The sequence below is a fragment of the Salinicoccus sp. Bachu38 genome, assembly GCF_038561955.2.
GTDB lineage: Bacteria > Bacillota > Bacilli > Staphylococcales > Salinicoccaceae > Salinicoccus > Salinicoccus bachuensis.
In genome coordinates this window covers 2507718-2532100 of the sequence record NZ_CP138333.2, presented here as the reverse complement: position 1 = coordinate 2532100, position 24383 = coordinate 2507718, and the positions used below count along the sequence as shown (strand labels likewise).

The 24383-nt window shown below is 51.2% G+C and carries 29 protein-coding genes and 8 tRNA genes; 23 read left to right on the top strand and 14 right to left on the bottom strand.

Annotated features, from left to right (window positions below; all coding sequences use genetic code 11):
• Positions 1–117: 117 nt before the first annotated feature.
• The 13 genes from folP to RQP18_RS12785 all read left to right on the top strand — a co-directional run bounded on the left by folP (position 118) and on the right by RQP18_RS12785 (position 5193).
• Entirely contained in the window at positions 118–906 is a 789-nt protein-coding gene (folP, locus tag RQP18_RS12845; protein ID WP_342388068.1) for a dihydropteroate synthase, read from the top strand.
• Positions 899–1264, top strand: a complete 366-nt coding sequence (gene folB / locus RQP18_RS12840) for a dihydroneopterin aldolase (RefSeq protein WP_342388067.1) — start codon at positions 899–901, stop codon at positions 1262–1264. The genes folP and folB overlap by 8 nt, the downstream gene beginning before the upstream one ends.
• Positions 1264–1740 carry a 2-amino-4-hydroxy-6-hydroxymethyldihydropteridine diphosphokinase gene (gene folK / locus RQP18_RS12835; protein ID WP_342388066.1) on the top strand — a complete coding sequence of 159 codons (477 nt, stop codon included), beginning with the start codon at positions 1264–1266 and terminating at the stop codon, positions 1738–1740. Before folB ends, folK begins: the two co-directional genes overlap by 1 nt.
• On the top strand, positions 1733–2728 hold the full coding sequence (gene dusB / locus RQP18_RS12830) for a tRNA dihydrouridine synthase DusB (RefSeq protein ID WP_342388065.1): 996 nt from the start codon (positions 1733–1735) through the stop codon (positions 2726–2728). The genes folK and dusB overlap by 8 nt, the downstream gene beginning before the upstream one ends.
• A 12-nt stretch (positions 2729–2740) precedes the next feature.
• Positions 2741–4228, top strand: coding sequence for a lysine--tRNA ligase (lysS, locus tag RQP18_RS12825; RefSeq protein WP_342388064.1), 1488 nt, complete (start codon positions 2741–2743; stop codon positions 4226–4228).
• 133 nt (positions 4229–4361) lie between these two features.
• A tRNA-Val gene (locus tag RQP18_RS12820) sits at positions 4362–4437 on the top strand.
• Positions 4438–4456: 19 nt separating this feature from the next.
• Positions 4457–4532: transfer RNA gene (locus RQP18_RS12815), tRNA-Thr, on the top strand.
• A gap of 79 nt (positions 4533–4611) precedes the next feature.
• Positions 4612–4695, top strand: a tRNA-Leu gene (locus RQP18_RS12810).
• Positions 4696–4721: 26 nt separating this feature from the next.
• A tRNA-Gly gene (locus RQP18_RS12805) sits at positions 4722–4796 on the top strand.
• 42 nt (positions 4797–4838) lie between these two features.
• Positions 4839–4912: transfer RNA gene (locus RQP18_RS12800), tRNA-Arg, on the top strand.
• 11 nt (positions 4913–4923) lie between these two features.
• Positions 4924–4997: transfer RNA gene (locus RQP18_RS12795), tRNA-Pro, on the top strand.
• Between the two features lie 25 nt (positions 4998–5022).
• A tRNA-Ala gene (locus RQP18_RS12790) sits at positions 5023–5095 on the top strand.
• A gap of 24 nt (positions 5096–5119) precedes the next feature.
• Positions 5120–5193 (top strand) — tRNA-Ile (locus RQP18_RS12785).
• A 118-nt stretch (positions 5194–5311) separates the two neighbouring features.
• On the opposite strand, the gene RQP18_RS12780 is transcribed toward RQP18_RS12785, so the two are convergent.
• Positions 5312–6646, bottom strand: a complete 1335-nt coding sequence (locus RQP18_RS12780) for a PLP-dependent aminotransferase family protein (protein WP_342388063.1) — start codon at positions 6644–6646, stop codon at positions 5312–5314.
• A 99-nt stretch (positions 6647–6745) separates the two neighbouring features.
• On the opposite strand from RQP18_RS12780, the gene pdxS reads away from it, so the two are divergent.
• Together pdxS and pdxT are read left to right on the top strand one after the other, a co-directional pair.
• Positions 6746–7630: a pyridoxal 5'-phosphate synthase lyase subunit PdxS gene (gene pdxS, locus RQP18_RS12775; protein WP_342388062.1), complete on the top strand. Its 885-nt coding sequence runs from the start codon at positions 6746–6748 to the stop codon at positions 7628–7630.
• Positions 7630–8211, top strand: a complete 582-nt coding sequence (pdxT, locus tag RQP18_RS12770) for a pyridoxal 5'-phosphate synthase glutaminase subunit PdxT (RefSeq protein ID WP_342388061.1) — start codon at positions 7630–7632, stop codon at positions 8209–8211. The genes pdxS and pdxT overlap by 1 nt, the downstream gene beginning before the upstream one ends.
• A gap of 60 nt (positions 8212–8271) precedes the next feature.
• Here pdxT and RQP18_RS12765 read toward each other — a convergent pair whose 3' ends face one another.
• On the bottom strand, positions 8272–9171 hold the full coding sequence (locus RQP18_RS12765) for an SDR family NAD(P)-dependent oxidoreductase (RefSeq protein WP_342388060.1): 900 nt from the start codon (positions 9169–9171) through the stop codon (positions 8272–8274).
• 176 nt (positions 9172–9347) lie between these two features.
• Between RQP18_RS12765 and RQP18_RS12760 the strand changes: the two genes are divergently transcribed.
• Together RQP18_RS12760 and brnQ are read left to right on the top strand one after the other, a co-directional pair.
• Positions 9348–9734 (top strand): hypothetical protein, encoded by a 387-nt coding sequence (locus RQP18_RS12760; RefSeq protein WP_342388059.1) that lies wholly within the window; start codon positions 9348–9350, stop codon positions 9732–9734.
• Between the two features lie 279 nt (positions 9735–10013).
• A complete protein-coding gene (brnQ, locus tag RQP18_RS12755) occupies positions 10014–11339 on the top strand; it encodes a branched-chain amino acid transport system II carrier protein (RefSeq protein ID WP_342388058.1) in 1326 nt (441 codons plus the stop codon).
• Between the two features lie 54 nt (positions 11340–11393).
• Here brnQ and RQP18_RS12750 read toward each other — a convergent pair whose 3' ends face one another.
• From RQP18_RS12750 to RQP18_RS12705, 10 genes are read right to left on the bottom strand one after another with little or no spacing between them, the layout of a single operon-like run.
• A complete protein-coding gene (locus RQP18_RS12750) occupies positions 11394–11585 on the bottom strand; it encodes a hypothetical protein (protein ID WP_342388057.1) in 192 nt (63 codons plus the stop codon).
• A 16-nt stretch (positions 11586–11601) separates the two neighbouring features.
• Entirely contained in the window at positions 11602–12225 is a 624-nt protein-coding gene (gene hisIE, locus RQP18_RS12745; RefSeq protein ID WP_342388055.1) for a bifunctional phosphoribosyl-AMP cyclohydrolase/phosphoribosyl-ATP diphosphatase HisIE, read from the bottom strand.
• Positions 12222–12986 carry an imidazole glycerol phosphate synthase subunit HisF gene (gene hisF / locus RQP18_RS12740; protein ID WP_342388054.1) on the bottom strand — a complete coding sequence of 255 codons (765 nt, stop codon included), beginning with the start codon at positions 12984–12986 and terminating at the stop codon, positions 12222–12224. Before hisF ends, hisIE begins: the two co-directional genes overlap by 4 nt.
• The gene (gene hisA / locus RQP18_RS12735) at positions 12983–13684 is read right to left on the bottom strand and encodes a 1-(5-phosphoribosyl)-5-[(5-phosphoribosylamino)methylideneamino]imidazole-4-carboxamide isomerase (RefSeq protein WP_342388053.1); all 702 of its coding nucleotides are present in this window, start codon (positions 13682–13684) and stop codon (positions 12983–12985) included. Before hisA ends, hisF begins: the two co-directional genes overlap by 4 nt.
• On the bottom strand, positions 13685–14260 hold the full coding sequence (gene hisH / locus RQP18_RS12730) for an imidazole glycerol phosphate synthase subunit HisH (protein WP_342388052.1): 576 nt from the start codon (positions 14258–14260) through the stop codon (positions 13685–13687). It abuts the gene before it with no gap.
• Positions 14257–14835 carry an imidazoleglycerol-phosphate dehydratase HisB gene (gene hisB, locus RQP18_RS12725; protein WP_342388051.1) on the bottom strand — a complete coding sequence of 193 codons (579 nt, stop codon included), beginning with the start codon at positions 14833–14835 and terminating at the stop codon, positions 14257–14259. Before hisB ends, hisH begins: the two co-directional genes overlap by 4 nt.
• A complete protein-coding gene (locus RQP18_RS12720) occupies positions 14780–15814 on the bottom strand; it encodes a pyridoxal phosphate-dependent aminotransferase (protein WP_342388050.1) in 1035 nt (344 codons plus the stop codon). Before RQP18_RS12720 ends, hisB begins: the two co-directional genes overlap by 56 nt.
• A 4-nt stretch (positions 15815–15818) precedes the next feature.
• A complete protein-coding gene (gene hisD / locus RQP18_RS12715; RefSeq protein ID WP_342388049.1) occupies positions 15819–17051 on the bottom strand; it encodes a histidinol dehydrogenase in 1233 nt (410 codons plus the stop codon).
• Positions 17048–17653, bottom strand: coding sequence for an ATP phosphoribosyltransferase (hisG, locus tag RQP18_RS12710; protein WP_342388047.1), 606 nt, complete (start codon positions 17651–17653; stop codon positions 17048–17050). The genes hisD and hisG overlap by 4 nt, the downstream gene beginning before the upstream one ends.
• Complete coding sequence (locus RQP18_RS12705; protein ID WP_342388046.1) at positions 17650–18453, bottom strand: ATP phosphoribosyltransferase regulatory subunit; 804 nt, start codon at positions 18451–18453, stop codon at positions 17650–17652. Before RQP18_RS12705 ends, hisG begins: the two co-directional genes overlap by 4 nt.
• Before the next feature lie 160 nt (positions 18454–18613).
• Between RQP18_RS12705 and RQP18_RS12700 the strand changes: the two genes are divergently transcribed.
• The gene (locus RQP18_RS12700; RefSeq protein WP_342388045.1) at positions 18614–18901 is read left to right on the top strand and encodes a YerC/YecD family TrpR-related protein; all 288 of its coding nucleotides are present in this window, start codon (positions 18614–18616) and stop codon (positions 18899–18901) included.
• A 148-nt stretch (positions 18902–19049) separates the two neighbouring features.
• The gene (locus RQP18_RS12695) at positions 19050–19331 is read left to right on the top strand and encodes a hypothetical protein (protein WP_342388044.1); all 282 of its coding nucleotides are present in this window, start codon (positions 19050–19052) and stop codon (positions 19329–19331) included.
• 7 nt (positions 19332–19338) lie between these two features.
• Here RQP18_RS12695 and RQP18_RS12690 read toward each other — a convergent pair whose 3' ends face one another.
• Entirely contained in the window at positions 19339–20148 is an 810-nt protein-coding gene (locus RQP18_RS12690; RefSeq protein ID WP_342388043.1) for a metallophosphoesterase, read from the bottom strand.
• Positions 20149–20302: 154 nt separating this feature from the next.
• Between RQP18_RS12690 and RQP18_RS12685 the strand changes: the two genes are divergently transcribed.
• On the top strand, positions 20303–20857 hold the full coding sequence (locus tag RQP18_RS12685; protein ID WP_342388042.1) for a GNAT family N-acetyltransferase: 555 nt from the start codon (positions 20303–20305) through the stop codon (positions 20855–20857).
• A gap of 100 nt (positions 20858–20957) precedes the next feature.
• On the opposite strand, the gene RQP18_RS12680 is transcribed toward RQP18_RS12685, so the two are convergent.
• Entirely contained in the window at positions 20958–22169 is a 1212-nt protein-coding gene (locus RQP18_RS12680; RefSeq protein ID WP_342388041.1) for a NupC/NupG family nucleoside CNT transporter, read from the bottom strand.
• Positions 22170–22373: 204 nt separating this feature from the next.
• On the opposite strand from RQP18_RS12680, the gene RQP18_RS12675 reads away from it, so the two are divergent.
• Genes RQP18_RS12675 through RQP18_RS12665 form a run of 3 tightly spaced genes read left to right on the top strand, consistent with a single transcriptional unit; the run spans position 22374 to position 24382 of the window.
• A complete protein-coding gene (locus tag RQP18_RS12675) occupies positions 22374–22841 on the top strand; it encodes a CtsR family transcriptional regulator (RefSeq protein WP_031545967.1) in 468 nt (155 codons plus the stop codon).
• Positions 22842–22845: 4 nt separating this feature from the next.
• Positions 22846–23364: a UvrB/UvrC motif-containing protein gene (locus RQP18_RS12670; protein ID WP_342388040.1), complete on the top strand. Its 519-nt coding sequence runs from the start codon at positions 22846–22848 to the stop codon at positions 23362–23364.
• The gene (locus tag RQP18_RS12665; protein ID WP_342389415.1) at positions 23318–24382 is read left to right on the top strand and encodes a protein arginine kinase; all 1065 of its coding nucleotides are present in this window, start codon (positions 23318–23320) and stop codon (positions 24380–24382) included. The genes RQP18_RS12670 and RQP18_RS12665 overlap by 47 nt, the downstream gene beginning before the upstream one ends.
• Position 24383 lies beyond the last annotated feature (1 nt).

Here is a 24383-nt window from a genome sequence, read left to right as displayed (position 1 = left end):
CATATTGAATGCCATATCCCTTGGGGGTATGGTATTTTATTTTCCCTGGAAGCCATTATATTTCATCAGCCATACATGTTATAATATGTCTATTATTGTGGAATAGAGGATGATAGTATGAAACGACTTCAGATTATGGGCATCCTGAATGTTACACCGGATTCATTCAGTGATGGCGGCAAGTACCACGCTGTGGAGGATGCTGTCGGAAGAGCCCGGCAGATGGTGGAGGAAGGTGTGGACATCATTGATGTCGGCGGCTATTCCACCCGCCCGGGCCATACTGAAATCAGTGCAGAAGAGGAGAGTGGCCGTGTGGTCCCTGTCATCGAAGCGATCAGGGATCTCGGTGTGGATATATCCATCGATACTTTCCGCGGGGATGTGGCCCGAGAGGCACTTGCTGCAGGAGCGACGATGATCAATGACCAGTGGCGCGGCACGTATGATGAAACGATACTCGACGTTGCCAGTGAACATAATGTGCCTATTTTTCTGATGCATAATAACACCCATGGCCGATACGGGGACGTGGTCCGTGACATGATTGAAGAACTGATGGCTTCCGTCGCCCTGGCAAAAGAGCATGGCGTGAAGGAAGATAAGATCTGGCTCGATCCCGGCATCGGATTCGTCAAGACACGCACCGAGGAACTGACGGTGATGCGCCGTCTGGAAGAACTCGTGGCAACAGGCTATCCGATCCTTCTGGCAACAAGCCGCAAGCGCATGGTCAAAGCGCTCGCCGAAGAGGATACACAGGCGTCGGAACGTGATGAGGCAACCGCTGCAACGACGATCTACGGCATCGACAAAGGTGTCAGAGCGGTTCGCGTGCACAATGTGGCGCTGAACAGGAAGATTGCAGATGCCTATATGAAACTCAAGGAGGAGCTGGATGGATAACATCAGAATCAATGGCATAAAGACGTATGCATACCATGGCGTATTCGATGCGGAACGCACGCTGGGGCAGTTCTTCATCACGGATGTCGTGATGCATCTCGATCTCGCTCCGGCTTCCACAACAGACGACCTGACAGAGACCGTCCATTATGGTGAAGCCTATCAGATGATAGAGGAGATCATCAAAGGTGATCCCGTAAACCTGATCGAACATCTCGCAGAGAAAGTGTCGAAAGCGCTGTTTGACCAATATGATAAAATAGTAGGGACAGAAGTGACAATCACTAAAGTGAACCCTCCGATAGAGGGCAACTATGATAACGTCAGCATTACATTGAATAGAAAGCGGGAAGATTAATGGCTGTTGTATATTTGGGACTCGGAAGCAATATGGGAGACCGCAGGAACAATCTGGAATCTGCCATACAAAAACTTGATGACCATGAAGCGATAGAAGTTGTCAAACGCTCCTCCATCCTTGAAACAGAGCCCTATGGCAAAACAGACCAGCCGGATTTCATGAACATGTGCCTCATGATTGAAACGCGGGTGTCCCCCCTGGATCTTCTTGAAGTCGTCCTGTCGGTCGAACATGACCTGGGACGTATCAGGAAGGAAGTTTGGGGACCGCGCACGATCGATATAGATATACTGCTCTATGAGGACCTGGAGCTTTCCCTGGATGAATTGAATATTCCACATGCGGAAATGCACAAGCGCAGTTTCGTCCTCGAGCCTCTGGCAGAAATTGCCGGGAATGTCGTCCACCCGGGAACGGGAAAAACGATAGAAGCAATGAAGAAAGAGCTGGAGGCAGGTGAAACGAATGTTTAGGATCGGCGATGTGGAAATAGACAACAGGGTCGTGCTCGCACCGATGGCAGGCGTGTCCAACGTGGCATTCAGGCTGACGGTCAAGGAGTTCGGTGCAGGGCTGGTATGTGCGGAGATGATCAGCGACAAGGCACTTCTGTTCGGCAACGAAAAGACAATGAAGATGCTGTATATAGACGAAAATGAACGTCCGATGTCGCTGCAGATATCCGGCGGGGAGAAAGATACGCTCGTCGAAGCTGCCAGATATGTCGACCAGAATACAACGGCCGACATCATCGACATCAACATGGGGTGTCCGGTGTCCAAGATCATCAGGTGCGAAGCCGGTGCCCGGTGGCTGCTGGATCCGGATAAGATATATGATATGGTCAGTGCAGTGGTCGAGAATGTATCAAAGCCCGTGACGGTGAAGATGCGCATCGGCTGGGACAGCGACCATATCTACGCAGTGGAGAATGCCAAAATGGCTGAAAAGGCGGGTGCCGCCGCCATCAGCATGCATGGCCGCACACGCGAGCAGATGTATGAAGGCGAAGCGGATTGGGATATCATCCGCCAGGTCAAGGAAACCGTCAGCATTCCGGTCATCGGCAATGGGGATGTCACCTCCCCGGAACTTGCCTGGAAAATGCTGGATGAGACCGGTGTGGATGCCGTAATGATCGGAAGGGAAGCGCTCGGCAACCCGTGGATGATCTATAGGACGGTACATTATCTTGAAACAGGCGAACTGATCGGGGAGCCCGGACTCGAAGAGAAGATGGAAGTGCTCAAGCTCCATATGGACCGCCTGATCGACCTCAAAGGTGAAAAAATTGCGGTCATGGAGATGCGCAAGCATGCTTCATGGTACCTGAAAAATATAAAGGGCAATGGCAATGTACGCAGGGCGATCAACCAATCGGAAACAAGAGAGGCAGTTGTCTGCGCAATAGACAATTTCGTTCATGAACAAACGGAAAAACAAAATGAAATGATAGTATAGGAGAGAAAATCAGTGAGTGAAGAAATAAATGATCAGATAACCGTCAGAAGAGAAAAAATGCAGCAGCTCATCGACCTTGGCATCGACCCTTTCGGTGAGAAGTTCGAACGTACAGCCTACACCGATGTACTTAAAGAGGAGTGGGACGCATTTTCCAAAGAAGAACTTGCAGAGAAAGAAGGAGAATCCGGCACTGTCATTGCAGGGCGTCTGATGACGAAGCGGGGCAAGGGTAAAGCCGGTTTCGCCCATATCCAGGACATCAAGGGGCAGATCCAGATCTACGTGCGGAAAGACCAGGTGGGCGAAGCGGCATTCGATATCTGGAAGCAGGCAGATCTCGGGGACATCGTCGGAGTCAAAGGTGTCATGTTCAAGACGAACACCGGGGAACTCTCCGTCAAAGCGCAGGAATTCACTTTGCTCACAAAAGCATTGCGCCCGCTGCCGGACAAGTATCATGGTCTGAAGGACGTTGAGGAGCGCTACCGCAAGCGCTATCTCGACCTGATTACAAGTGAAGACTCCAAAGATACATTCATCAAACGCAGCAGAATCATCCAGGAAATGCGCAACTATCTGAACCAGCGTGGATTCCTTGAAGTTGAAACGCCGATGATGCACACCATCGCAGGCGGCGCGCAGGCACGTCCGTTCGTAACGCATCATAATGCACTCGATATGGAACTCTTCATGCGTATTGCGATCGAACTCCATCTGAAACGCCTCATCGTCGGCGGACTTGAGAAAGTGTATGAAATCGGCCGCGTATTCAGAAACGAAGGCGTATCCACCCGCCATAACCCTGAATTCACGATGATTGAATTGTATGAAGCTTACGCAGACTTCCATGACATCATGGATCTGACAGAAGAGATGATCGCCCATATTGCCGAACATGTCAATGGGACAATGGTCGTCGAATATGGTGGGGAGCAGATCGACCTGACACCAAGATGGAAACGCGTGCACATCGTGGATGCCATCAAGGAGCAGACAGGTGTGGACTTCTATGAAGTGAAATCCGATGAGGAAGCACATCAGCTGGCAAAAGAGCATGGCATCGAAGTGCAGGATACGATGAAGTATGGTCACATCCTGAATGAATTCTTCGAGCAGAAAGTCGAGGAGACGCTCATCCAGCCGACATTCGTGTACGGCCACCCGATTGAAATTTCACCACTGGCGAAGCAGAACCCGAAAGATTCCCGCTTCACAGACCGTTTCGAACTGTTCATCGTCGGCCGGGAGCATGCGAATGCGTTTACAGAGCTCAATGACCCGGTTGACCAAAGGCAGCGTTTTGAAGCACAGGTTGCCGAAAAGGAAGCGGGCAACGATGAAGCGCACGAAATGGACGAGGACTTCCTCGAGTCTCTTGAATACGGTATGCCGCCAACAGGCGGACTCGGCATCGGCATCGACCGTCTGGTGATGCTGCTGACAGATTCAGCTTCCATCCGTGACGTACTGCTGTTCCCTTACATGAGACAAAAGTAATGTAAATATATAATAATACGCCCAAAATTCCATTTGGGTGTATTATTTCCTTATTAAAATGTTTGTATTTGTTGACTTGGGCGGCGTATATAGTATATTATGAAACAGTCGCAATTAATCAACGCATCTTTCAGGAGAATTAGCTCAGCTGGGAGAGCATCTGCCTTACAAGCAGAGGGTCGGCGGTTCGAACCCGTCATTCTCCACCATTTAAAACTTAATGATTCAGCCGGTCTAGCTCAATTGGCAGAGCAACTGACTTGTAATCAGTAGGTTGGGGGTTCGATTCCTCTGGCCGGCACCATCTGATTTTCAAATAGTCGGAAGCCAGTTGACGGATGACGGAACCAATCGGGGGATACGCTCCTCTATATTTCATATATGCGGGTGTGGCGGAATTGGCAGACGCGCTAGAATCAGGATCTAGTGCCTTTAACGGCGTGGGGGTTCGAGTCCCTTCACCCGCATCATATATTTAATTTCATAATATAAAGCGGAAGTAGTTCAGTGGTAGAACATCACCTTGCCAAGGTGGGGGTCGCGGGTTCGAATCCCGTCTTCCGCTCCATTATTTTTTAAGCGGTCATGCCGTTTTATTTTTTTGTTTCATGCGCCCGTAGCTCAATTGGATAGAGCGTTTGACTACGGATCAAGAGGCTAGGGGTTCGACTCCTCTCGGGCGCGTCAGTAACTGACGGGAAGTAGCTCAGCTTGGTAGAGCACTTGGTTTGGGACCAAGGGGTCGCAGGTTCGAATCCTGTCTTCCCGACTCTTATATTCTATATTTACATGATGGGGGCTTAGCTCAGCTGGGAGAGCGCCTGCTTTGCACGCAGGAGGTCAGCGGTTCGATCCCGCTAGTCTCCACTTTTATTTTCAATTACATAACAGGGGCCTATAGCTCAGCTGGTTAGAGCGCACGCCTGATAAGCGTGAGGTCGGTGGTTCGAGTCCACTTAGGCCCACTCAAAAGACATGGAAATATCCATGTCTTTTTATTTTGCGCTGAATGGGGTGTGGGTGTGCCACACCCCCGGTGCACAAAACGCCAGAGGACGAATAGGAATTTGCCGTTCTTTGTCCTCAAACACCCACCTCCTCAAGAAAAAGATCCAGAATCTCCATGATCTCCTCTGTTTCCTTCTCCCCGATTCCCACGACGACGGTGTCTTCAAGGTTTTTCTCATAGGAATAGGCATTACCGTGGACGAGTCCATGGTTTGCTGCAGCTTCTTCAAGGTTCATGCCAGGCACCCGGATGATGAAGTGCATGCCTGTATGCTCTCCGTGAATTTCAACAGCACTATGCGCTGCGACCCGTGCGATAATGGTTTCCATCTTCTTCCGGTAGACCTTGCGCATCCTGTTGATGTGGCGTGTCAGATAGCCCTGTTCCATAAAACGGGCGACGATGTGCTGCATCTGCCGGGGCACGTTGCATGAGAGTGCCTTCTGATAATAAAGTTCGGCAAGTGATGCGGGCAGTACCATGCAGGACAGCCTCAGGGAAGGGTAGAGGGATTTTGAAAATGTACTCATATAGATGGTGCGGTCGTTCTGATCGAGTCCCTGCAACGAAGGCAGGGGCCGTCCTGTATATCTAAACTCGCTGTCGTAGTCGTCTTCGATGATATAGTGTCCATTGCTGCTTGCATGGTTCAGCAGCTGGATGCGCTTCTGGAGGGACATGACGGCGCCGCTTGGAAACTGATGGGAAGGGGTGACATGAACGACCGGATGGGCGAGGTCCGCCACCTGATCGATATCTATGCCATCTTCAAGTACCCGGGCCGTGTCCATGCCACTGTCGAGCCGATCGAGCACTTTACGGATGACCGGATAACCGGGATCTTCGATCGTCATCTCAGGATATTTCAGCAGGTACAGCACCTGCTCAAGCAGGAATTCCGTCGACGGGCCGATGAATATCTGATCGGTGGAACATGTGACGCCCCGGTTGATATTCAGATAGTGCCTGATCTGTTCCTTCAGCACCGTTTCTCCGCTGTCGTCCCCTTTATTCAGAAGCTCTGGGTCCGAATAGACCTCCTTGGCAATCTGCTTCAGGACATCGCTCTGGACGAGTGTTGTATCTATAGTGCCGAGTGGCAGCACATATTCCTTCCTTACGGGTCGTCTGATTTCGGGTGCGGCCTCCGGTTTCCCCTGTTTGAGCTGTTCGATGGCGGATACATAGAACCCGCTTTTCTCCCTGCTGTAGATCAGGTCTTCGTCCAGCAGCAGGTTGTAGGCGTGCTCGATCGTCGTCTGGCTGATGGCAAGATCCGTCTTCATCTGCCTTTTGCTCGGCAGCTTCTGATCGCTTGCAAGCTCGCCATTCAGTATCTGTTCCTTGAGTGCCCCGTATAATTGTTCGAAAAGCGGTGTATCCGATTGCCTGTCCAGATTGATCAGCATAATCTGACCCCCTAAAATTATTCTAAACTGATACTTCTAAGTATTCAGATTTAATTCTATACTATTTTAATATAATATCAATAGAAGGAGTCGTTATAGATGCAGCAGACAGGTACTGAGAGAGTCAAAAGAGGAATGGCGGAAATGCAGAAGGGTGGCGTCATCATGGACGTCGTCAATGCGGAGCAGGCGAAGGTGGCTGAGGCGGCAGGTGCCGTGGCAGTCATGGCCCTGGAGCGTGTCCCTTCCGATATCCGTGCAGCCGGCGGTGTGGCAAGGGCGTGTAACCCGAGAATCGTCGAGGAAGTGATGAATGCCGTATCCATACCGGTCATGGCGAAATGTAGAATCGGTCATATCACGGAAGCACGTGTGCTGGAAGCGATGGGCGTCGACTACATCGACGAATCAGAAGTGCTGACACCGGCAGATGAAGTATTCCATTTGAAAAAGGATGACTACACAGTACCGTTTGTTTGCGGATGCCGGAATATCGGCGAAGCGGCCAGACGTATCGGAGAAGGTGCAGCCATGCTCAGAACGAAAGGGGAGCCGGGCACAGGCAACATTGTGGAAGCGGTGAGGCATATGCGCATGGTCAACCAGCAGGTCCGTCAGATCGCTGTAATGAGCGATGACGAGCTTATGACCGAGGCGAAGAACCACGGTGCGCCATATGACATTCTGAAGGAAATAAAAGAATTGGGCAAACTGCCCGTCGTCAACTTTGCAGCCGGAGGTGTAGCGACACCGCAGGATGCGGCACTGATGATGGAACTTGGTGCAGATGGCGTGTTCGTCGGCTCCGGTGTATTCAAGTCCGATAATCCTGAGAAGTTCGCCAAAGCGATTGTGGAGGCAACGACGCACTATCAGGACTATGAACTGATCGGCAAGCTTGCGAAGGAGCTCGGTACAGCAATGAAAGGCCTCGACATCAACCAGCTCTCCCTCGAAGACAGGATGCAGGAGCGCGGCTGGTAATGAGAATCGGCATACTCGCCTTGCAGGGTGCTGTAAGGGAACACCAGAGGATGGTCGAGGCATGTGGACAGGAAGCGGTCGCCATTAAGCGTGTGGACGAGCTGACACACATTGATGGCCTCATTCTCCCGGGTGGAGAATCCACCACAATGCGGCGCCTCATGGACCGCTACGGTTTCACAGAGGCGCTGAGGGAAAGTGCCCTGCCGATGTTCGGCACTTGTGCCGGTGTCATACTGCTCGCTGAAAGGGTCATCGGTCAGGAAGAGGGGCATCTCGGCAAGCTCGACGTCACCGTCGAACGCAATTCGTTCGGCAGGCAGGTGGACAGCTTCGAGGCGGAACTCGATGTCCGGGGCCTTGAAGAGAAGGCACTTGCCGTCTTCATTCGGGCACCGCATATCGATGCTACGGGTGAAGATGTGCAGGTACTGTCCAAAGTAGGTGAGAAGATCGTCGCAGTGCGTTCCGATCGTCATCTCGGCATCTCCTTCCATCCGGAACTGACGGATTCACTCCTCTTCCATAGGTACTTCATCGATATGGTGAAGGAGAACATGGCAAAAGAAGTGTTGGCATAAAATTAAGGTGCAGGGCTCAAAACGAGCCCTGCACCTTTTTGTCTTTCATCCATATCCATTCTACTCGTCCATCTTCAGCCGCGTCTTCCATCCAGCAGAAACCTCAGTACCGTCTTCCATCGGTTCATGGAGCGTTCCGGAAGTATCGGAAGATGCCGGTGCATCCTCGATGACATTTTTGACATGGTTTGCATTGAACTTTTCGGTGAGTCCCGGCAACAGGCTTTCAGAGATGGCGGATCCCTTGGTCTTGACGCCGACTTCCACACTTTCCTGTGAATTGTCTATGAGGCCGATGGTGGCCTCGATGACGCTTTTTGGCTCATCCATCGGCTTCATCTGCGCACGATGTCCGGAATAGTTTCCGGAATGGTCGAACCATGGTGTATCCGTCGCCCATGGATGGACAGTGCAGACGTGGATATCCTCGTATCCTTCCACTTCCATCTCCCTTTGCAGGGCATAGCTTAGGCCGGAGACTGCAAACTTGCTTGCGCTATAGCTCGTATAATACGGGAATGGCACTTTGGCGGCAATCGATCCGACATTGATCAGTGTGCCGGATTTCTGCTTCTTGAACTCTCTGAGTGCGTACTGGCTCCCAATCATCGTACCGAATACATTGATATCGAGCAGGCGTTTCATATCCTCGACGGGAAGTTCGGTGTAGGAGCCGATGAGGCCCACACCTGCCATGTTGATCCATACATCAATTTTTCCGAATTTCTCAAGAGCGGCATCGTGGATTTTTTCGACATCCGCCTCCTTGCTGATGTCCGTCGTCACTGCCAAAGCCGACGGCCCGATTTCTTTGGCGAGCTCCTCGATCAGATGTGTGCGGCGGGCGCCGAGTACAACGTTTGCCCCTTCTTCAGCAAGCTGCTGTGCGACGCCTTTCCCGAATCCGCTTGAAGCGCCTATAATGACTGCCGTCAGTCCTTCGCGTTTCTTATCTGCCATTTCATATTCCTCCAATTCAGAGTAAGGTTCAGTATCCCATTCCCCGGTATGGAGGGAGATACTCCTATAAGCGGGAAGAAGCATGCCTTCCTTTCATATAGGATTCATATTATTTCTAATATTTGGTAATATGGAATTGATGATACCAAATGAACACAGAGGGGAATTGAAATCTCATGAAACGTTTATTTGCTGCGATGTTTGCTGTATGCATCCTTTCAGGATGCTCGGATGAACCTGAGCTTGTTGAGGAATCCCACAGCTCGATTTCGGATGAATTGATGCACCAGATTGAGGATGATACCGAAGATGGAGAAATTCGTTTCTATGAGTTTGATGGTGGGGAACCACTGCTTGTATCCAGACTGGCAGACGGCTCGGAATTCGATGCAGATATGGAATCGGACTCCAGAATCGCTGTAGAAATAACGGAACCGGAAGCAGAGGGGGAGACCACTCTGCAGATGCATCGGCTGAGAATGTCCATGTCGAACAAATCAAAGAAGGAGGTCATCCTATATCTGAATGGGGTGGAACAGGTGATTGATGGAGTGGAAAACTAGGGAGTCTGAACAAGTAGGAAGCAAAGGCTTCCTTTTTATTCATACTGCAAATCATCAAATGCTTTTGTCTATCATATTGACAATATTTATAAAAGTCATATAATTGGTGAGGTGTTTTTATTTATCATCTTTTTAACGGAAGGCTCCTGAATGGGGGAGGGGCCTGTCATATTGAACGGATTTCTTAAACTGATGGGGATCAGGGGGAATATTCAAAGGGGTGCCACGGCGTGACCGCCGGCCTTAAAATGGTACTTTTTTTATTCTAGGAGTGTTTTGATGAATCGTTTAGTATTGATTTCCGGCCTGATGCTTTTTTCATTGTTCTTTGGCGCAGGCAATCTCATATTCCCTCCGATGCTTGGACACCAGGCAGGTGTGGAGATGTGGGCAGCGATGGCCGGCTTCATCGTCACGGGCGTACTGCTGCCGTTTCTGGCAGTGGTTGTCGTGGCCTATTTCGATGAGGGGGTGGAGCGGATGGGGCGGCCAGTCCACCCGGTGTTCGGAATGGTGTTTGCCGTTCTGGTCTATCTGTCGATCGGTGCATTCTACGGCATACCGAGAGCGGCGAATGTGGCGTATGAGGTGGGGACTGCGAATCTCCTGCCTGTCCATGATGCATCTACACTCATCGGATTTTCTGTTGTGTTCTTCATCATCGTTTTCATGGTGGCATTGAATCCGGCGAAGATTGTCGACAGCATCGGCAAGTATCTGACGCCCATTCTGCTGCTTGCGATTGCACTGCTCTCCATATTTGCAGTATTCCGCCCGGAGACTTCGCTGCAACCAGCCCAGGACGGATACAGTGGCACACCGGTGGTATCAGGAATCCTGGAAGGCTATTTCACAATGGATCTCATCGGGGCCTTGGCGTTTTCGATGGTGATCATCAGTGGACTCAAATATTCAGGCATTACCGACAGGGCAGGAATCGTCTCCCATGTCATAAAGGCCGGGGTGCTTTCATCCATCCTCCTGATGGTGATCTATCTGGCCTTGGCCTATATCGGCGGTACGACAGCACGCGGCGGCTATGAAAACGGCACGGACATCCTTACATACAGTTCGATGCGGCTTTTCGGCAGTTCCGGAGATCTGATCTTCTCTGCCATTGTCGTCGTGGCCTGTCTGACGACATGCATCGGTCTGGTCAATGCGTGTTCGGAGTTCGGCTCCAGGCATTACAGCAGGATTCCATACAAGGCGTATGTCTTTGTTTTCACCGCTGCCGGGTTCCTATTTACCACGCTCGGCTTGAATACGATACTTTCCTTGGCGGCGCCTCTGCTTGCGTTTCTGTATCCGGTAGCGATTGTACTGGTAGTGGTTTCATTCATTAATATATTCATCCGTTTCGAAATGAAGTATGCCTATTTGCTTCCTGTAGTCTCGACGATTCCGATTTCCATCATGGAGATCATCCATACGAACGGCCTGCTGAAGATGGAGGCCATTTCTGCCATATATACGGCGCTGCCACTGTCCGATGCATTGCTCGGATGGCTGCTGCCCTTTGCAGCAATGACGATGATCGGCCTGATGGTCGACTGGAGAAGGGAAAGTCATATCGATGCTGCGAGGCGCCAGACGGTCTATTGAATATGCAAGAAGGAAGGCGGAGCAAACTCATGCTCCGCCTTCCTTCTTTAATTTCTATTCCTCTTCGAGGACCGCATCCACATACTCTCTGTTTACGAGCCCTTCGACATCATCGGATGGAATATATCCCGCCTCCATGCTGATGGTCGCCATCTCCTGAATCACATCTTCGTTGATTTCATATGCCGGGTTCAGGCGGTTGCTGCCTTCGAGCGTTTCATCGAAGTCGAGGATACTACTTGTCATTTCAGAGGGATTGCGCCTACCATTCTTCTATTTCTCCACGGACCTTGTAGGACAGATTCTCCCCGTGGCGTGCTTCAAGCCGGTCTTCCACATCTCCAAGGGAGACGCCCTGATGTTTGAGCAGTACAAGAGTATGATAGAGGAGGTCGCTCGTTTCATCGATGAGTTCCTCCCGCTCGTCATTCTTCGCCGCGATGACGACCTCGGTCATTTCCTCACCGCATTTCTTCAGGATCTTGTCGATGCCTTCTTCGGTAAGGTATTTCGTATATGAGCCTTCTTCCGGGTGCTCGACCTTCCGGTCCACAATCTTTTCAAGCGTCTGCAGGTTGAAATGATCGTCGCCGAAGCAGCTCTGTGTGCCGAGGTGGCATGTCGGGCCCTTCGGTTCCACCTGGATGAGGAGCGCATCCGAATCGCAGTCGAGTGCCATGCTTTTGACCACCTGCACATTGCCGCTCGTCTCCCCCTTTTTCCAGAGGCGTCCCTTTGAACGGGAATAGAACCATACGACTGCCTCTTCCCTGGTCTTCTGATAGGCTTCCTCGTTCATGAAGCCGTTCATCAGGACCTGTCCCGTCCTGTCGTCCTGCAGGATGACGGACAGGAGCCCGCCGCCTTTATCAAAATCCGGTTTCATGTCATCCTCACCTCTATTTCTGAATTCTGCAATGTCTGTTTCAGGTCCCTGATCTCGACTTCCTTGTTGTGGAAGATGGATGCTGCCAGCCCTGCAGATACATCCGTCTGGCGGAACAGGTCGGTGAAATGGTCTGCATCGCCGGCGCCGCCGCTTGCAATGATGGGGATGCGCACCATTTCATTCGCCTGTTTCAGGAATTCCGTATCAAATCCCCGTTTGACACCGTCATGGTCCATGCTCGTGATCAGCAGCTCCCCGGCGCCCAGTGCCTCGCACTTCACAATCCAGTCGAACGCACGTATGTCCGTCTTTTTGGAGCCGCCGTGCGTATGGATGAAATAGTCCTGCGCCTCTGCGTCGTATTTCACATCGACCGCGACACAGATGCACTGGCTGCCGAAGACTGCGCTGGCTTCACGGATCAGTTCCGGATTCCTGATGGCTGCAGAGTTGATGCTGACCTTGTCCGCTCCGGCATTGAGCAGCTGGCGTATATCATCTATGGAGGAGATGCCGCCGCCAATGGTCAGCGGAATGAACAGCGCCTTGGCGGTCTCGCGGATGACATCGATCATCAGGTCATGGCCGTTCTGGGTTTTTGAAATGTCCAGGAAGACGAGTTCGTCAGCCCCCTCTTCGTTGTAGCGTGTTGCGAGTTCGACCGGGTCGCCGACGTCCCGGAGTCCGACGAAATTGACCCCTTTGACCACGCGCCCCTCCTTGACATCGAGGCATGGAACGATGCGTTTTTTGATCATCTTATATCCCTCCAGAATTCATCACTGTGGCTTGCCTTGCCGACGATGGCTTGTGTGATGCCCATCGCTTCGAGCTGGTCCAGGTCATCCTTGCTCCTGACGCCGCCGCTTGCGATGACGGTATGGCGCGTCAGGCCATTGATGCGCTGTGTATTTTCAAAATTCGGCCCCTGGTTCATGCCGTCCTTGTTGATGTCGGTATAGATGATGCCTGCAATATCGAGGGGCTCGATCTTTTTCAGGTAGTCATCGATTGTGATGCCGCTGTTTTCCGTCCAGCCGTTGATGTAGATGTCGTTCTCCTTGGCGTCCACACCGACGAAGATGCGGCCGGGGAACTTTTTGACGACCGTTTCAAGCCAATCGAAATCCATGATGGCCCGTGTACCGAGGATGAAATAGTCGATGCCGATGGCATCATATTTTTCAATCGTTTCGGTCTCCCTCAGGCCGCCGCCGATCTGGAGGGGCAGGTCGGTCTTTTCCTTCAGCTTCTGGATGACCGTCGTTTCCTGGGCGTCCTGTTTGAGTGCGCCCATCAGATCGACGATATGGATGCGTGTGACCTGTTGAAAGCTGCTGTAGAAGGCAATGGCCTCCTCAGGTGTACGCTTCATGGCCGTCTTCTTGCCGTAGTCGCCCTGTGTCAGACGGACATTCTGGCCGTCTATGATGTCTATTGCTGGAATGATGTTCATCTATATGCCTCCTTCAATGGCCTGCTTCAATATTTCCACGCCGATATCACCGGATTTTTCCGGGTGGAACTGGATGCCGATGATATCCTCTTTTCTGACGACGGCGGGCACCGTCACGCCGTATTCTGCCGTAGCGATGGTGGCGTCCGTCCCGGTCGCCATGAAGCTGTGTACGAAATAGACATCCTTGCCATCAAGTACGGGGGACGGACTCTCCAGCGTGTTCCAGCCGAGATGCGGTACAGGGTGGGGCGTCTCCATCCTGGTGATTCTGCCTGTAAGCAGCCCAAGGCCCCGGGCATTGCCCTCCTCGCTTTCTTCGAACAGGAGCTGCATGCCGAGGCAGATGCCGATGAACCGCTTCGTCTCGGCCAGCTTCAGCAGGTCCTCCCTGATGCCGAGGCGGGTGATGGTCTCCATTGCGTTGCCGAAGTGGCCGACGCCCGGCAGCAGGATGGTGTCACAGTCCGCCAGATCTTCATATTTGCTTGAAAGGATATAGTCATATCCAAGTTTCTCGAGTGCATTCTTTATGTTCTGTATGTTGCCGAGTGAGTAGTCGATGATGCCGATCATTCGATGACACCCTTCGAAGAGGGGATGCCGGCGTCACTCGGTGCGAGTGCCGCCTTCAGACTGCGGGCAAACGCCTTGAAGATTGCTTCGATCTCATGGTGGGTGTTGCCGCCCTTGAGCAGGTCGACATGGAGCGTCATGCGGCTGTTCATGCTGACCGCATTGAAGAATTCCATGACCAGTTCGGTGTCGAACGTGCCGACCGTCTCCTTCGAGAAGTTCGCCTGGAAGTTCAGGTGCGGCCGGCCGGAGAGGTCGAGCACCACGCGCGCAAGGGATTCATCCATCGGGATGTATGTCGTGCCGTAGCGCTGGTAGGATGCTTTCTCCACATAGAGTTCGCGGAGCATCTGGCCCAGGATGATGCCGACATCTTCGACAGTATGGTGGGCGTCGACTTCGAGGTCGCCGTCCGCCTCCACATTCAGGTAGAGCCCGGAGTGGAAGCTGAACAGTGTGAGCATATGGTCGAAGAAGCCCACTCCCGTCGAGATGGAGGACTCCCTGAATGATTTTTCCTCATCGAGTGATATGGAGATCTTCGTCTCCTTTGTTGCTCTTTCCTTCTTGATCATATTGATTGCTCCATTCTTTGATTAATTGATTGAGCTGGCCGTAATCCTCCGGCCGGATCACCGAGTATCTGACGACATCCCCGAGCGGTGCGGCGTCATACATCCTCGGCTGGTAGCCATTCTGGAGAAGGTAGGCACCGAGCGAACGTGCATGCCTGCCATAGGTGAAGACGAAGTTCGTATTGGATTCGATGATGTTTATTTTATCAGATACCTGGCTGAACGACTCGGCAAGCTGTGCTTTCGAGTCGAGCTGGTAGCGTACGAACGCATCGAGCGCCGGCTTCTCCGAAAATATTCTGCTGGCCAGGTTCAATGACAGTGAATTCACCGGGTAGGGGTGGTTGAGCCGGGTGATCTTCCCGAATGTCTTCCCTTCCGCAATGGCGATGCCGACCCTGAGGCCGGCGATGCCGAACATCTTGCTCAGTGTCCGGATGATGAGGACATGGTCCCCTTCCGGCCGCGTGTAGGCGTGTGCGAATTCAAAGTACGCCTCATCGAGGACGAGGTAGCCGCCCACGTCCTCCATGGCATCGGCGAGCGCCTTCAGTTCGCTGTCTGCAAACATCTGTCCGGTCGGGTTGTGCGGTACCGAGATCAGGAACAGGGAAGGCCGTTTCTCTTCAATCGCCCGGACGACCTGGTCAAAGTCGAACTGGAAATCTTCATTGCAGGGAACGGTATATACGGGCACATCCACCTGGGCGGCATATTCATGGTACATGACGAAATCCGGAGCGAGTGTCATGACACCATTCTGCCCGAGCGTCATGATGGCCTTCTGGATCCATTCATCCGAGCCGTTGGCGACTTCAATCGTCCTGCTGTCTATGCCGTAGTAGTCGGCATACAGCTGTTTGAAGCGTGTGATTTCATCACTTGGATACTCATGGATGTTCGTTTCTTTGACGACTTCTGCGATCACCGCGTCGCTGAGCGGGGGGATCGGACTTGTATTGCGGTCCATGTGGATCATTTCATCACTCCGTTCGGATCCGTAGAGATTGATAGTGGGCGTCGAGCTGTTCACGCCTGGCGACGGTCTTCGCCGGTCCAGCGATTTCGGTGTAGGTTTCCTTCCCGAGGGAGATGACGGCATGGCTCGTCAGGAAGTCGTTCACATTGAGTCCATGGCTGAACCTCCCCGTCCGGTCGGTCGGCAGTACATGGGAAGGGCCTGCGGCATAGTCCCCGATGGCTTCCGGAGAGTAGTAGCCGTTGAATACGGCACCGGCATATCTGATGTTGCGTATGATCATGTCGGCATCACGGTGCTGGATGGAGACATGCTCTGGGGCGATGTGGTTCACCATATCGAGCAGTGCTTCCCGGGAATCGACGACCGCGTAATGGTTGTCCCGGATGGAGGCACGAATGATTTCGCTGCGCGGTTGTGCATCGATCAGCGCCTCGAGACGGGCTTCGATTTCCGATATGACCGCCTCCTCTTCGCTGAGCAGGAATGTCCGTGCGTTCCGATCATGCTCGGCCTGGGCGAACAGGTCGTAGACGATCGCATCCACATGGACATCCCCATCGACATAGATCAGTATCTCGCTCGGTCCTGCAATCATGTCGATGCCGACTTCGCCGAACAGCAGGCGTTTGGCAAGGGCGACATAGTAGTTGCCGGGGCCGACGATCTTATCGACCTTCGGAATGGATTCCGTCCCGTAGGCGAGTGCGGCGATGGCCTGTGCGCCGCCGACAGTATAGACATCTTCCACCCCGCATATGTAGAGGGCGGCAAATGTGATGTTGTTCTCGTCGAATGTCGGGGTCGTGACATGGATTTCCCTGACGCCTGCAGCAAGCGCAGGTACGACGGTCATCAGCACGCTCGACGGATAGAGTGCCGTGCCGCCGGGCACGTAGACGCCGATCTTCTCGATCGGATGGTAGACGTACTGGAACTCCCCGTCGTCCCTGTCCTCATACTTGATGCTCTCCTGATAGCGTTCAATGCGCGTGCGGATCGTCTCGAGCGCCGCCTTCTCCTCATCGGATATGGCGTCATAGCTTGCCTTGAGCGCCGCTTTCGGCACTTTGAAGGATTCCGGCGTCCTGCCGTCGAACTTCTCCGTATAGTCACGGAGGGCGGCGTCCCCTTCGGTACGGACCCGTTCGATGATGTCCATCACATCCTTATAGCCGTCGAATCCGGCACCATCACGCTTCTGGTCGAAAGCCTTCCTGAATTCCTGGACATTCATTCGATCACCCCGATTTCACGGATGAAGTCATAGATCTCATCCTCTTTTGTGTAGAAGGTCCGCTTGTTTGCGATGAGCCGTGCATGGATGTCCATGATCTTCTCGTGCTCGACGAGCCCGTTGTCCCTGAGCGTGCCGCCCGTCTGGACGATGTCCACGATGCCGTCCGAGAGTCCGAGCAGCGGTGCAAGTTCCACCGAGCCGTTCAGGTGGATCAGTGAGACATCCTGCCGTTTATTCTTGAAATATTCATGGGCGATGTTGGTGTACTTCGTCGCGATGACCTTGAACTCCTCCTGCTCTGGGAGGGCGGCCACGGAGAAGTGGCAGTCGCCGAACGGCAGCTGGGAGACATTCAGTATATTGAATGTGTCTTCGGTGATGATGTCGGAGCCGACGATGCCGAGGTCCGCCACACCGCTTTCGACATAGGTCGGCACATCCGGTCCTTTGGCGAAGATGAATTTGACGTTGTCCACGACGGTGTAGAGCGAGCGCGTCTCGCCGTCCAGGGCACTGATATAGTTGTTCAGGTCGTTTTCATTCATGTATTTGAGAAAGTCCTTGAAAAGTCGGCCTTTCGTAAGTGCGACTGTAATCATAGCAATCCTCCGTTAGATAGGTTTACCGCAATGCCGAAAGCGCTGCTGTTGTATTCCCCGCCGCTCAGAAGCGGATAGTCGTGATCCAGGAAGGCCTGGAAATAGAAGCCGTTGTAGTACGACTGTGGGGATCGGAATGACAGGTCGAGTATGAACTTCATGCCGTAGCCTCCAAGCGCCTGCTTCAGCCTGTCGATGAAGCGCATGATTTCGCTGTCGCCGAACTCGGCGTTCACAAGGTCCATCTGGTCGCTCACCTTGGCCGAGAGCAGTATGTAGAGCGGGTGGGTCTGTCCGAGCTGTTTCCGGAGTTCCGACAGGTTCTTTTCATGGACCAGATTGCGTATGCCGGAATCGAGTGCGTACTTGTCGATGTAGAGGTCGAGCAGCGTATCGTCATTGACCACGATCGAATGGAATTTCTCGCTGTACCTTTCTGTGACGAACGACAGATGCATGTCGATGCTCGACAGTATCTCCTCATCAGTGGGACGGTAGAGTTCCACTCCCGCCTGATGGAATGTCTCGTAATTCCTCACCACGGGGCCGAAGTATCCGAAGAAGCGCTGGCTGAGATGATAGTTCTCACTGTAGTTGAGCAGGGAGCGCGTCCAGTCGCTGCGGATGGAGAAGAGCTGTTCGTTGCGCTCGAAGATGATGGTCGAGGAATGGTGGCGCTTATCGTCGATATTGAAGGGCTCCACCATATTCATGTCGACCAGCTGATAGTTTTCATCGGCAAGCAGTTGTGTATAATCCTGTGCAAATTTCAGGCGTCGGATGATCAAATCGTTTTTCATACCATATCTCCTTTAATACTTTAGCGTGATAAAGAATAATCAATAAATCTGATAATAACAAAATAAATCGGTGCTGACAAGACTTTCAGACAATTTGATTTAACACTTTAAAACGCTAAAGTGCTTTGATATGATGGGCGTATTAAATGGAGGGAAGCATATGCAAATAGATAAACTGAGAGGCAAAGAGCTCGATGATCTGTTCGAAGGGATACTGAAGCTTGAAACGGTTGAAGAATGCCATCACTTTTTCGATGATCTATGCACAACAAACGAACTTGTCTCATTGAAGCAGCGTTTCCAGGTGGCAAAGATGATAAAGGAGGGGCATACATACTCCAGGGTCCAGAATGAAACAGGCGCCTCGAGCGCCACGGTCTCAAGGGTCAAGCGGTGCCTGGACTATGGCAGCGAGGGATACCATACGATCATCGATCGGCTGGATTAGATGACCTTAATCAAGTTAAGGTCAATTTTTATCCAAATAAAATTTTAAAATATTTCAAAAATTCAGTTCTATCGTTGATTGGTTGGGAAGTATTATGAGAATGTGGAACTGTAATGGTGGACCAACTTCAGAAAGGGTGGAGCAGAAAATGAGGAAACGGATTATTGACAGTGTTGGTGCTTCAATCGTGACAACTTTAATTATCTTAGCAATTAACTTTTTGATAATGTTGTTTTCAAGTGCGGAAATCGGTCGTCGCACAGCATACTTTGGAGCAGTATTTTTTGATGCCACACCCATTTCTTCAGATACTATAGATATGAGTGTGGGTATAGATAATATAACGCCGATCATTATTACATTCATCATTTTTACTGGAATTTACTATTCAGGTCTTCGCCTGATCAATAAGAATAGAAAATCATATTGACTAAAAGTCATATTTCTATCACCTGCAAAGTATCCCTGATTTCAGCGTGGATATCATCCGTTTGCCATTCCCTCTGGTAGCCCAGGCAGGCACAGATGTACGTAACATCATTCTGCCTGAATTGATGCCGGAAGTGCACGTGCCCCATGATGCTGTATCTGATGGGGTATTTTTCATACAATCCATCAAAATCAGACGTTCCTATAAACGCGTTGAAATAGTCGAACAGGCGGTGCGGCATCGGGACGGCATACCTTCTATGTGTAACGACATGGGTCATCAGAATGATGTTTTTATCCTTCACCTTCTCCAGGTCCCCTTTTACTTTTTCGGCAAATATTTTGGAGAGCTCCCTGTCGTGGAGCTGCCAGTCTATATTCAGTTTATCCTGCCAGGTGCCGCCGTAGAATTTGCCCCGGGTCAGTTTTTCCTCGCTGAAACGGGCATCCGCATAAGTATAGTCATACCATCCACTGTGGCCGACAATCGCCCAGTCGTCATTGATGATGTAAGGCGCTTCCAGCACACTCCCCGGCATATTTTTATATAGTTCATATACTTCGGGGGTTGTGAGGGTATCCTCCTCTTTCAGCCAATAGTCATGATTCCCCGGGACGAAGAGTACCTTGATCTGTGCCAGGTCGGAAAGTGCCTTCAGGAACGCGGAGGTCATTTTATAGTGGCTCGACACATCCCCGGCAATGAGCAGCAGATCCAGTTCCTGTGCTTTGATTTCATGTGTCAGAAGCTGTTCCATTTCATTTTTATCGATATCACTGCGGTCTATGTGCAGATCTGAAATAACGCCAATTCTCATCATCATTCTCTCCATCACATTTATTTTATATCAATTCTATCATCCTGAATTTCAAATGCCATTTTAACAATCGGGTTGACCACAATCTGATGGAAAGATATACTGTAAAATATTCCTAGTTAGTGAATATGAATTAAATGGATGGAGGGAGACAATGTCCGAAGATATTATCAGAGTGGCTGTAAAAGAGGATGCTGAAGAATTTCTGGATTTGATGAAGCGTGCATTTGAACCACTTAAAGAACTGGGCATAGAATGGCCCTCGGTTAATGTGGACCTGGAAGATGTGTCTAATAATATAACGCACTCTACAGCATATGTACTGGAACGTGATGGTGAAATCATTTCAACGATAACGATCAGATTTCCCTGGGACGAAGGGATTTCGATTTCCGGTTACCCATTTGTCTGGTGGTTCGCAACAAAACCGGAGTATAAAGGCCAGGGTGTAGGAGACAGGCTTCTCACATATGTAGAAGAAACAATATTGAGGGATATGCTGAAGGCTCCGGCGGTGGTTTTGGGCACATCATTGAAATTCCATCCATGGTTGAAAGGGATTTATGAAAGACGGGGATATGAGCTCTACGCCACACATGAGCAGGAATACGGTGATGTCGATGGGTTGATGCGTAAAGTGCTGATTCCGGAGCGCTTCGATGAAGAAATCCTTGGTCAGCCTGTATTGGATGAAGCAGAACGAACTTAAGATGGAGTTGGATGATGAGGGGGAGACAACTCAAAATGATTTGAAACAAAAAGAGATTGGGGTCGCAACCCCAATCTCTTTAACTATACATTCATTTTCATTAAGCGAAGAAGCCGACGATTGCGGCTGTGAGTACACTGACCAGGGAAGCACCGTATACGAGCTTCAGGCCAAACCGCGCCACTTTGTCGCCACTCTCGTTATGCAGCCCTTTGACGGAGCCCGCGATGATACCGATGCTTGAGAAGTTGGCGAATGAAACCAGGAACACGGAGATCATCGCCTGGGATTTGCGGCTGAACTCGTCCGCCATACCCGTATAGTCGAGCATCGCAACGAATTCGTTCGTAATCAGCTTTGTTGCCATCAGGCTGCCCGCCTGCTGGGCTTCGGCCCAAGGAATTCCGATGAGGAATGCGATCGGCATGAAGATGTAGCCGAGTACATCCTGGAATGTGATGTTCATGCCAGGGATGAGCAGGAATGCTTCGTTCAGGATGGCGATGAGGGCGATATAACCGATCAGCATTGCTGCAACGGTCATCGCAACTTTGGCACCATCCATGATGTAGTCCCCGAGTATCTGGAAGAACGATTTGCCTGCATCCGGGTTGTCATCGACATCTGCAGCATCTTCCGCTTCGGTGACATCGTATGGATTGAGGATGTGCACGATGACGTATGTACCGAACAGGTTGAGTACAATCGCCGTAACGACATACTGCGGTTCGAGCATTGTCATATAGGAGCCGACAATGGACAGTGAAACCGAACTCATAGCCTGTGCAGAAAGCGTGTAGAGCCGATGTTTTGGCAGGTGCGCAAGCTGGTTCTTCAGTGAAATGAAGACCTCGGATTGTCCAAGGATCATGGATGCTGCACCATTATAGGATTCGAGATATCCCATGCCGGTAATTTTGGTCAATAGGAAACCGAGCGCGCGGATGATCATGGGCAGTATTTTGGTGAACTGCAGAATTCCGATCAGTGCTGAAATCACGATGATCGGCAACAGCACGTTGAAGAAGAATACATCTGCAGCTGATCCATCTTCAAGTGTCGTCAGGTCACCCATGACAAAGGCGACACCTTCAGCAGCGAATCCGAGCAGTGCGTTGAAGCCGGTGGCCAGAAATTCGATGACAGCCTGTCCTGCGCCAGTGGAAAGAAGTATGAAAGCGAGCAGCAGCTGGATGGCGAGCAGGATCAGAATGTTCTTCCATTTTTTGAAAGCGAGCTTGCGGTTGCTGCTGACAAGCCATGCAAGGAAGAATGTAAATAAGATTCCGATGATACCCATTAGAATATTCAAGAATTTCACCCCATAAAAGATAAGTTGTGTTCATTATATAGCATGGCGTTATTGTCTGTATATGTAATCATGTGACAAAATCATCCCGATTCATTATAATGCAAACGTTTACAGAAATAAAGGGGGATATGCAAAACATTACATTTGCCATATTTGAGTATAGGATATATAATTTAGTCAAAGAAGGTCAAAAGGGGTGATGTAATGCGCAACATGTCGGATATAATCGAACAGTATCTCAAGCAGCTGATTGAAGAATCCGGCGGTGAAGTCGTGGAAATCAAACGCGCGCATATCGCAGAGAAATTCGACTGTGTCCCCTCACAGCTGAACTATGTGATAAAGACCCGTTTCACCAACGAACATGGCTACACCGTGGAAAGCAAGAGAGGCGGTGGCGGATACATCAGGATCACCAAGGTCGAGACCCATTCCAAATCCGAGTATCTGGCGCGTCTGAAACAGCTGATCGGCGATGGCATTTCGCAGCAGAATGCAAAGCATATCGTCCAGTCGCTGATGGAGAATGAAGTGATTACCATGAAAGAAGCGAAAATCATAGATGCGGTCCTGGAGAGGGAATCGCTGATGCTCGACCTGCCATACCGCGATCGCCTGCGTGCGAATATACTGACGAGGGTGATTGATGTCATTCTCTACACTGAGGAGTGATTGGATGAAATGCGAATCATGCAACGAAAGAGAAGCAACCATTCATATCTCAAAGGGCAACGGCTTCGAAAAGACTGAAAAGTTTCTTTGTGAGCAGTGCGCCAACGCATCGTTTGAGAATGATTTCAGTTATCCGGACGATACCTTCAACATCCAGAAGCTGCTCAAGTCACTGTCCGAGCACCCGTCCCTGCAGCAGACGCAGCGGCGTCCGAAGCAGTGCGGGACATGCGGCTCCACCATCAACACCATTGTACAGATGGGGAAATTCGGCTGTCCGGACTGCTACGCCACCTTCGGCAGCCAGGCCGCCGACATCATCAGCAGGGTGCAGGCCCACCAGTCGGAACATGCCGGGAAGATGCCGGTGAAATCCCGCGCCCATCTGAAAACGAGGAAAAAGCTCGAGCAGCTGAGGGGCCGGCTTGAAAAGCTTGTCGAAACCCAGGAGTTTGAAGAGGCGGCAGTAGTGCGTGATGAAATCAGAGCGCTGGAACAGGCAGGTGATAGTGATGGAATATAGCCATATCAGCCCATGGATGCAGGATGTCGAGGAACTGCCGGTTGAAATGTCCACACGGGTCAGGCTGGCCCGTAACGTGAGCCATCTCCCCTTCCCCTACATGATGAAGGACGATGGTGGCCTCGAACCTGTGCTGGCGAAGTTGGAAGCGGTACTGGATGGATACCGGCGTGTGGAGATGAATGGCCTCCAGTTCGAGGACAAGGCCCTGCTGGTTGAAAAGCATCTGGTGAGCCCATTGTTTACGAAGCGGGGGCTCCTCAGTTATATTAGTGAAGACGAATCCGTTTCCATCATGGTCAACGAAGAGGATCACCTGCGCATCCAGACGATGGGTGTCGGCATCCCGATGATCGACCTCTATAGAAAAGCGGACGCGATCGATGATATGCTGGAGTCGGAAGTCGATTATGCATTTGACGAAAAATACGGCTATCTTACCGCCTGCCCGACAAACGTCGGCACCGGCCTCCGGGCATCGGTGATGCTCCACCTGCCGGCGCTCACGTTCGGCAGCCGCATCCAGACGCTGGCTGCGAATCTGAGCCGTTTCGGCTTTACATTAAGAGGTATATATGGAGAAGGGTCCGTCCCGCTCGGTCATATATACCAGCTGTCGAACCAGCTGACGCTCGGGCAGACGGAAGAAGAGATCATAAACAACCTTGACGAACTGAAAGAACGCATTGTGGAAGAAGAGATGGAGATGCGCTCATGGCTTGAAAGTGAACATCTTCTCGAAGTGAAGGATTCGGTCTACCGCTCCTACGGCCTCCTGAAGCATGCCTACAGGATGCCATTGAAAGAAGCGGCGAAATGTCTGAGCGATCTGAAGCTCGGCACCGACCTCAAGCTGATTGAACATGAGGATTTCCAGTTCCAGAAGTGGATTCAACTTATTCAGCCAGCATTCATCAAGATGCGCCTGAATGAAAAAGATAAAGAGATCACGTCCTTGGAGCATGCTGTTGAAGAAGAGCGTGCGGCTTTGATGAGACAACTATTAGGAGGGGAATAAT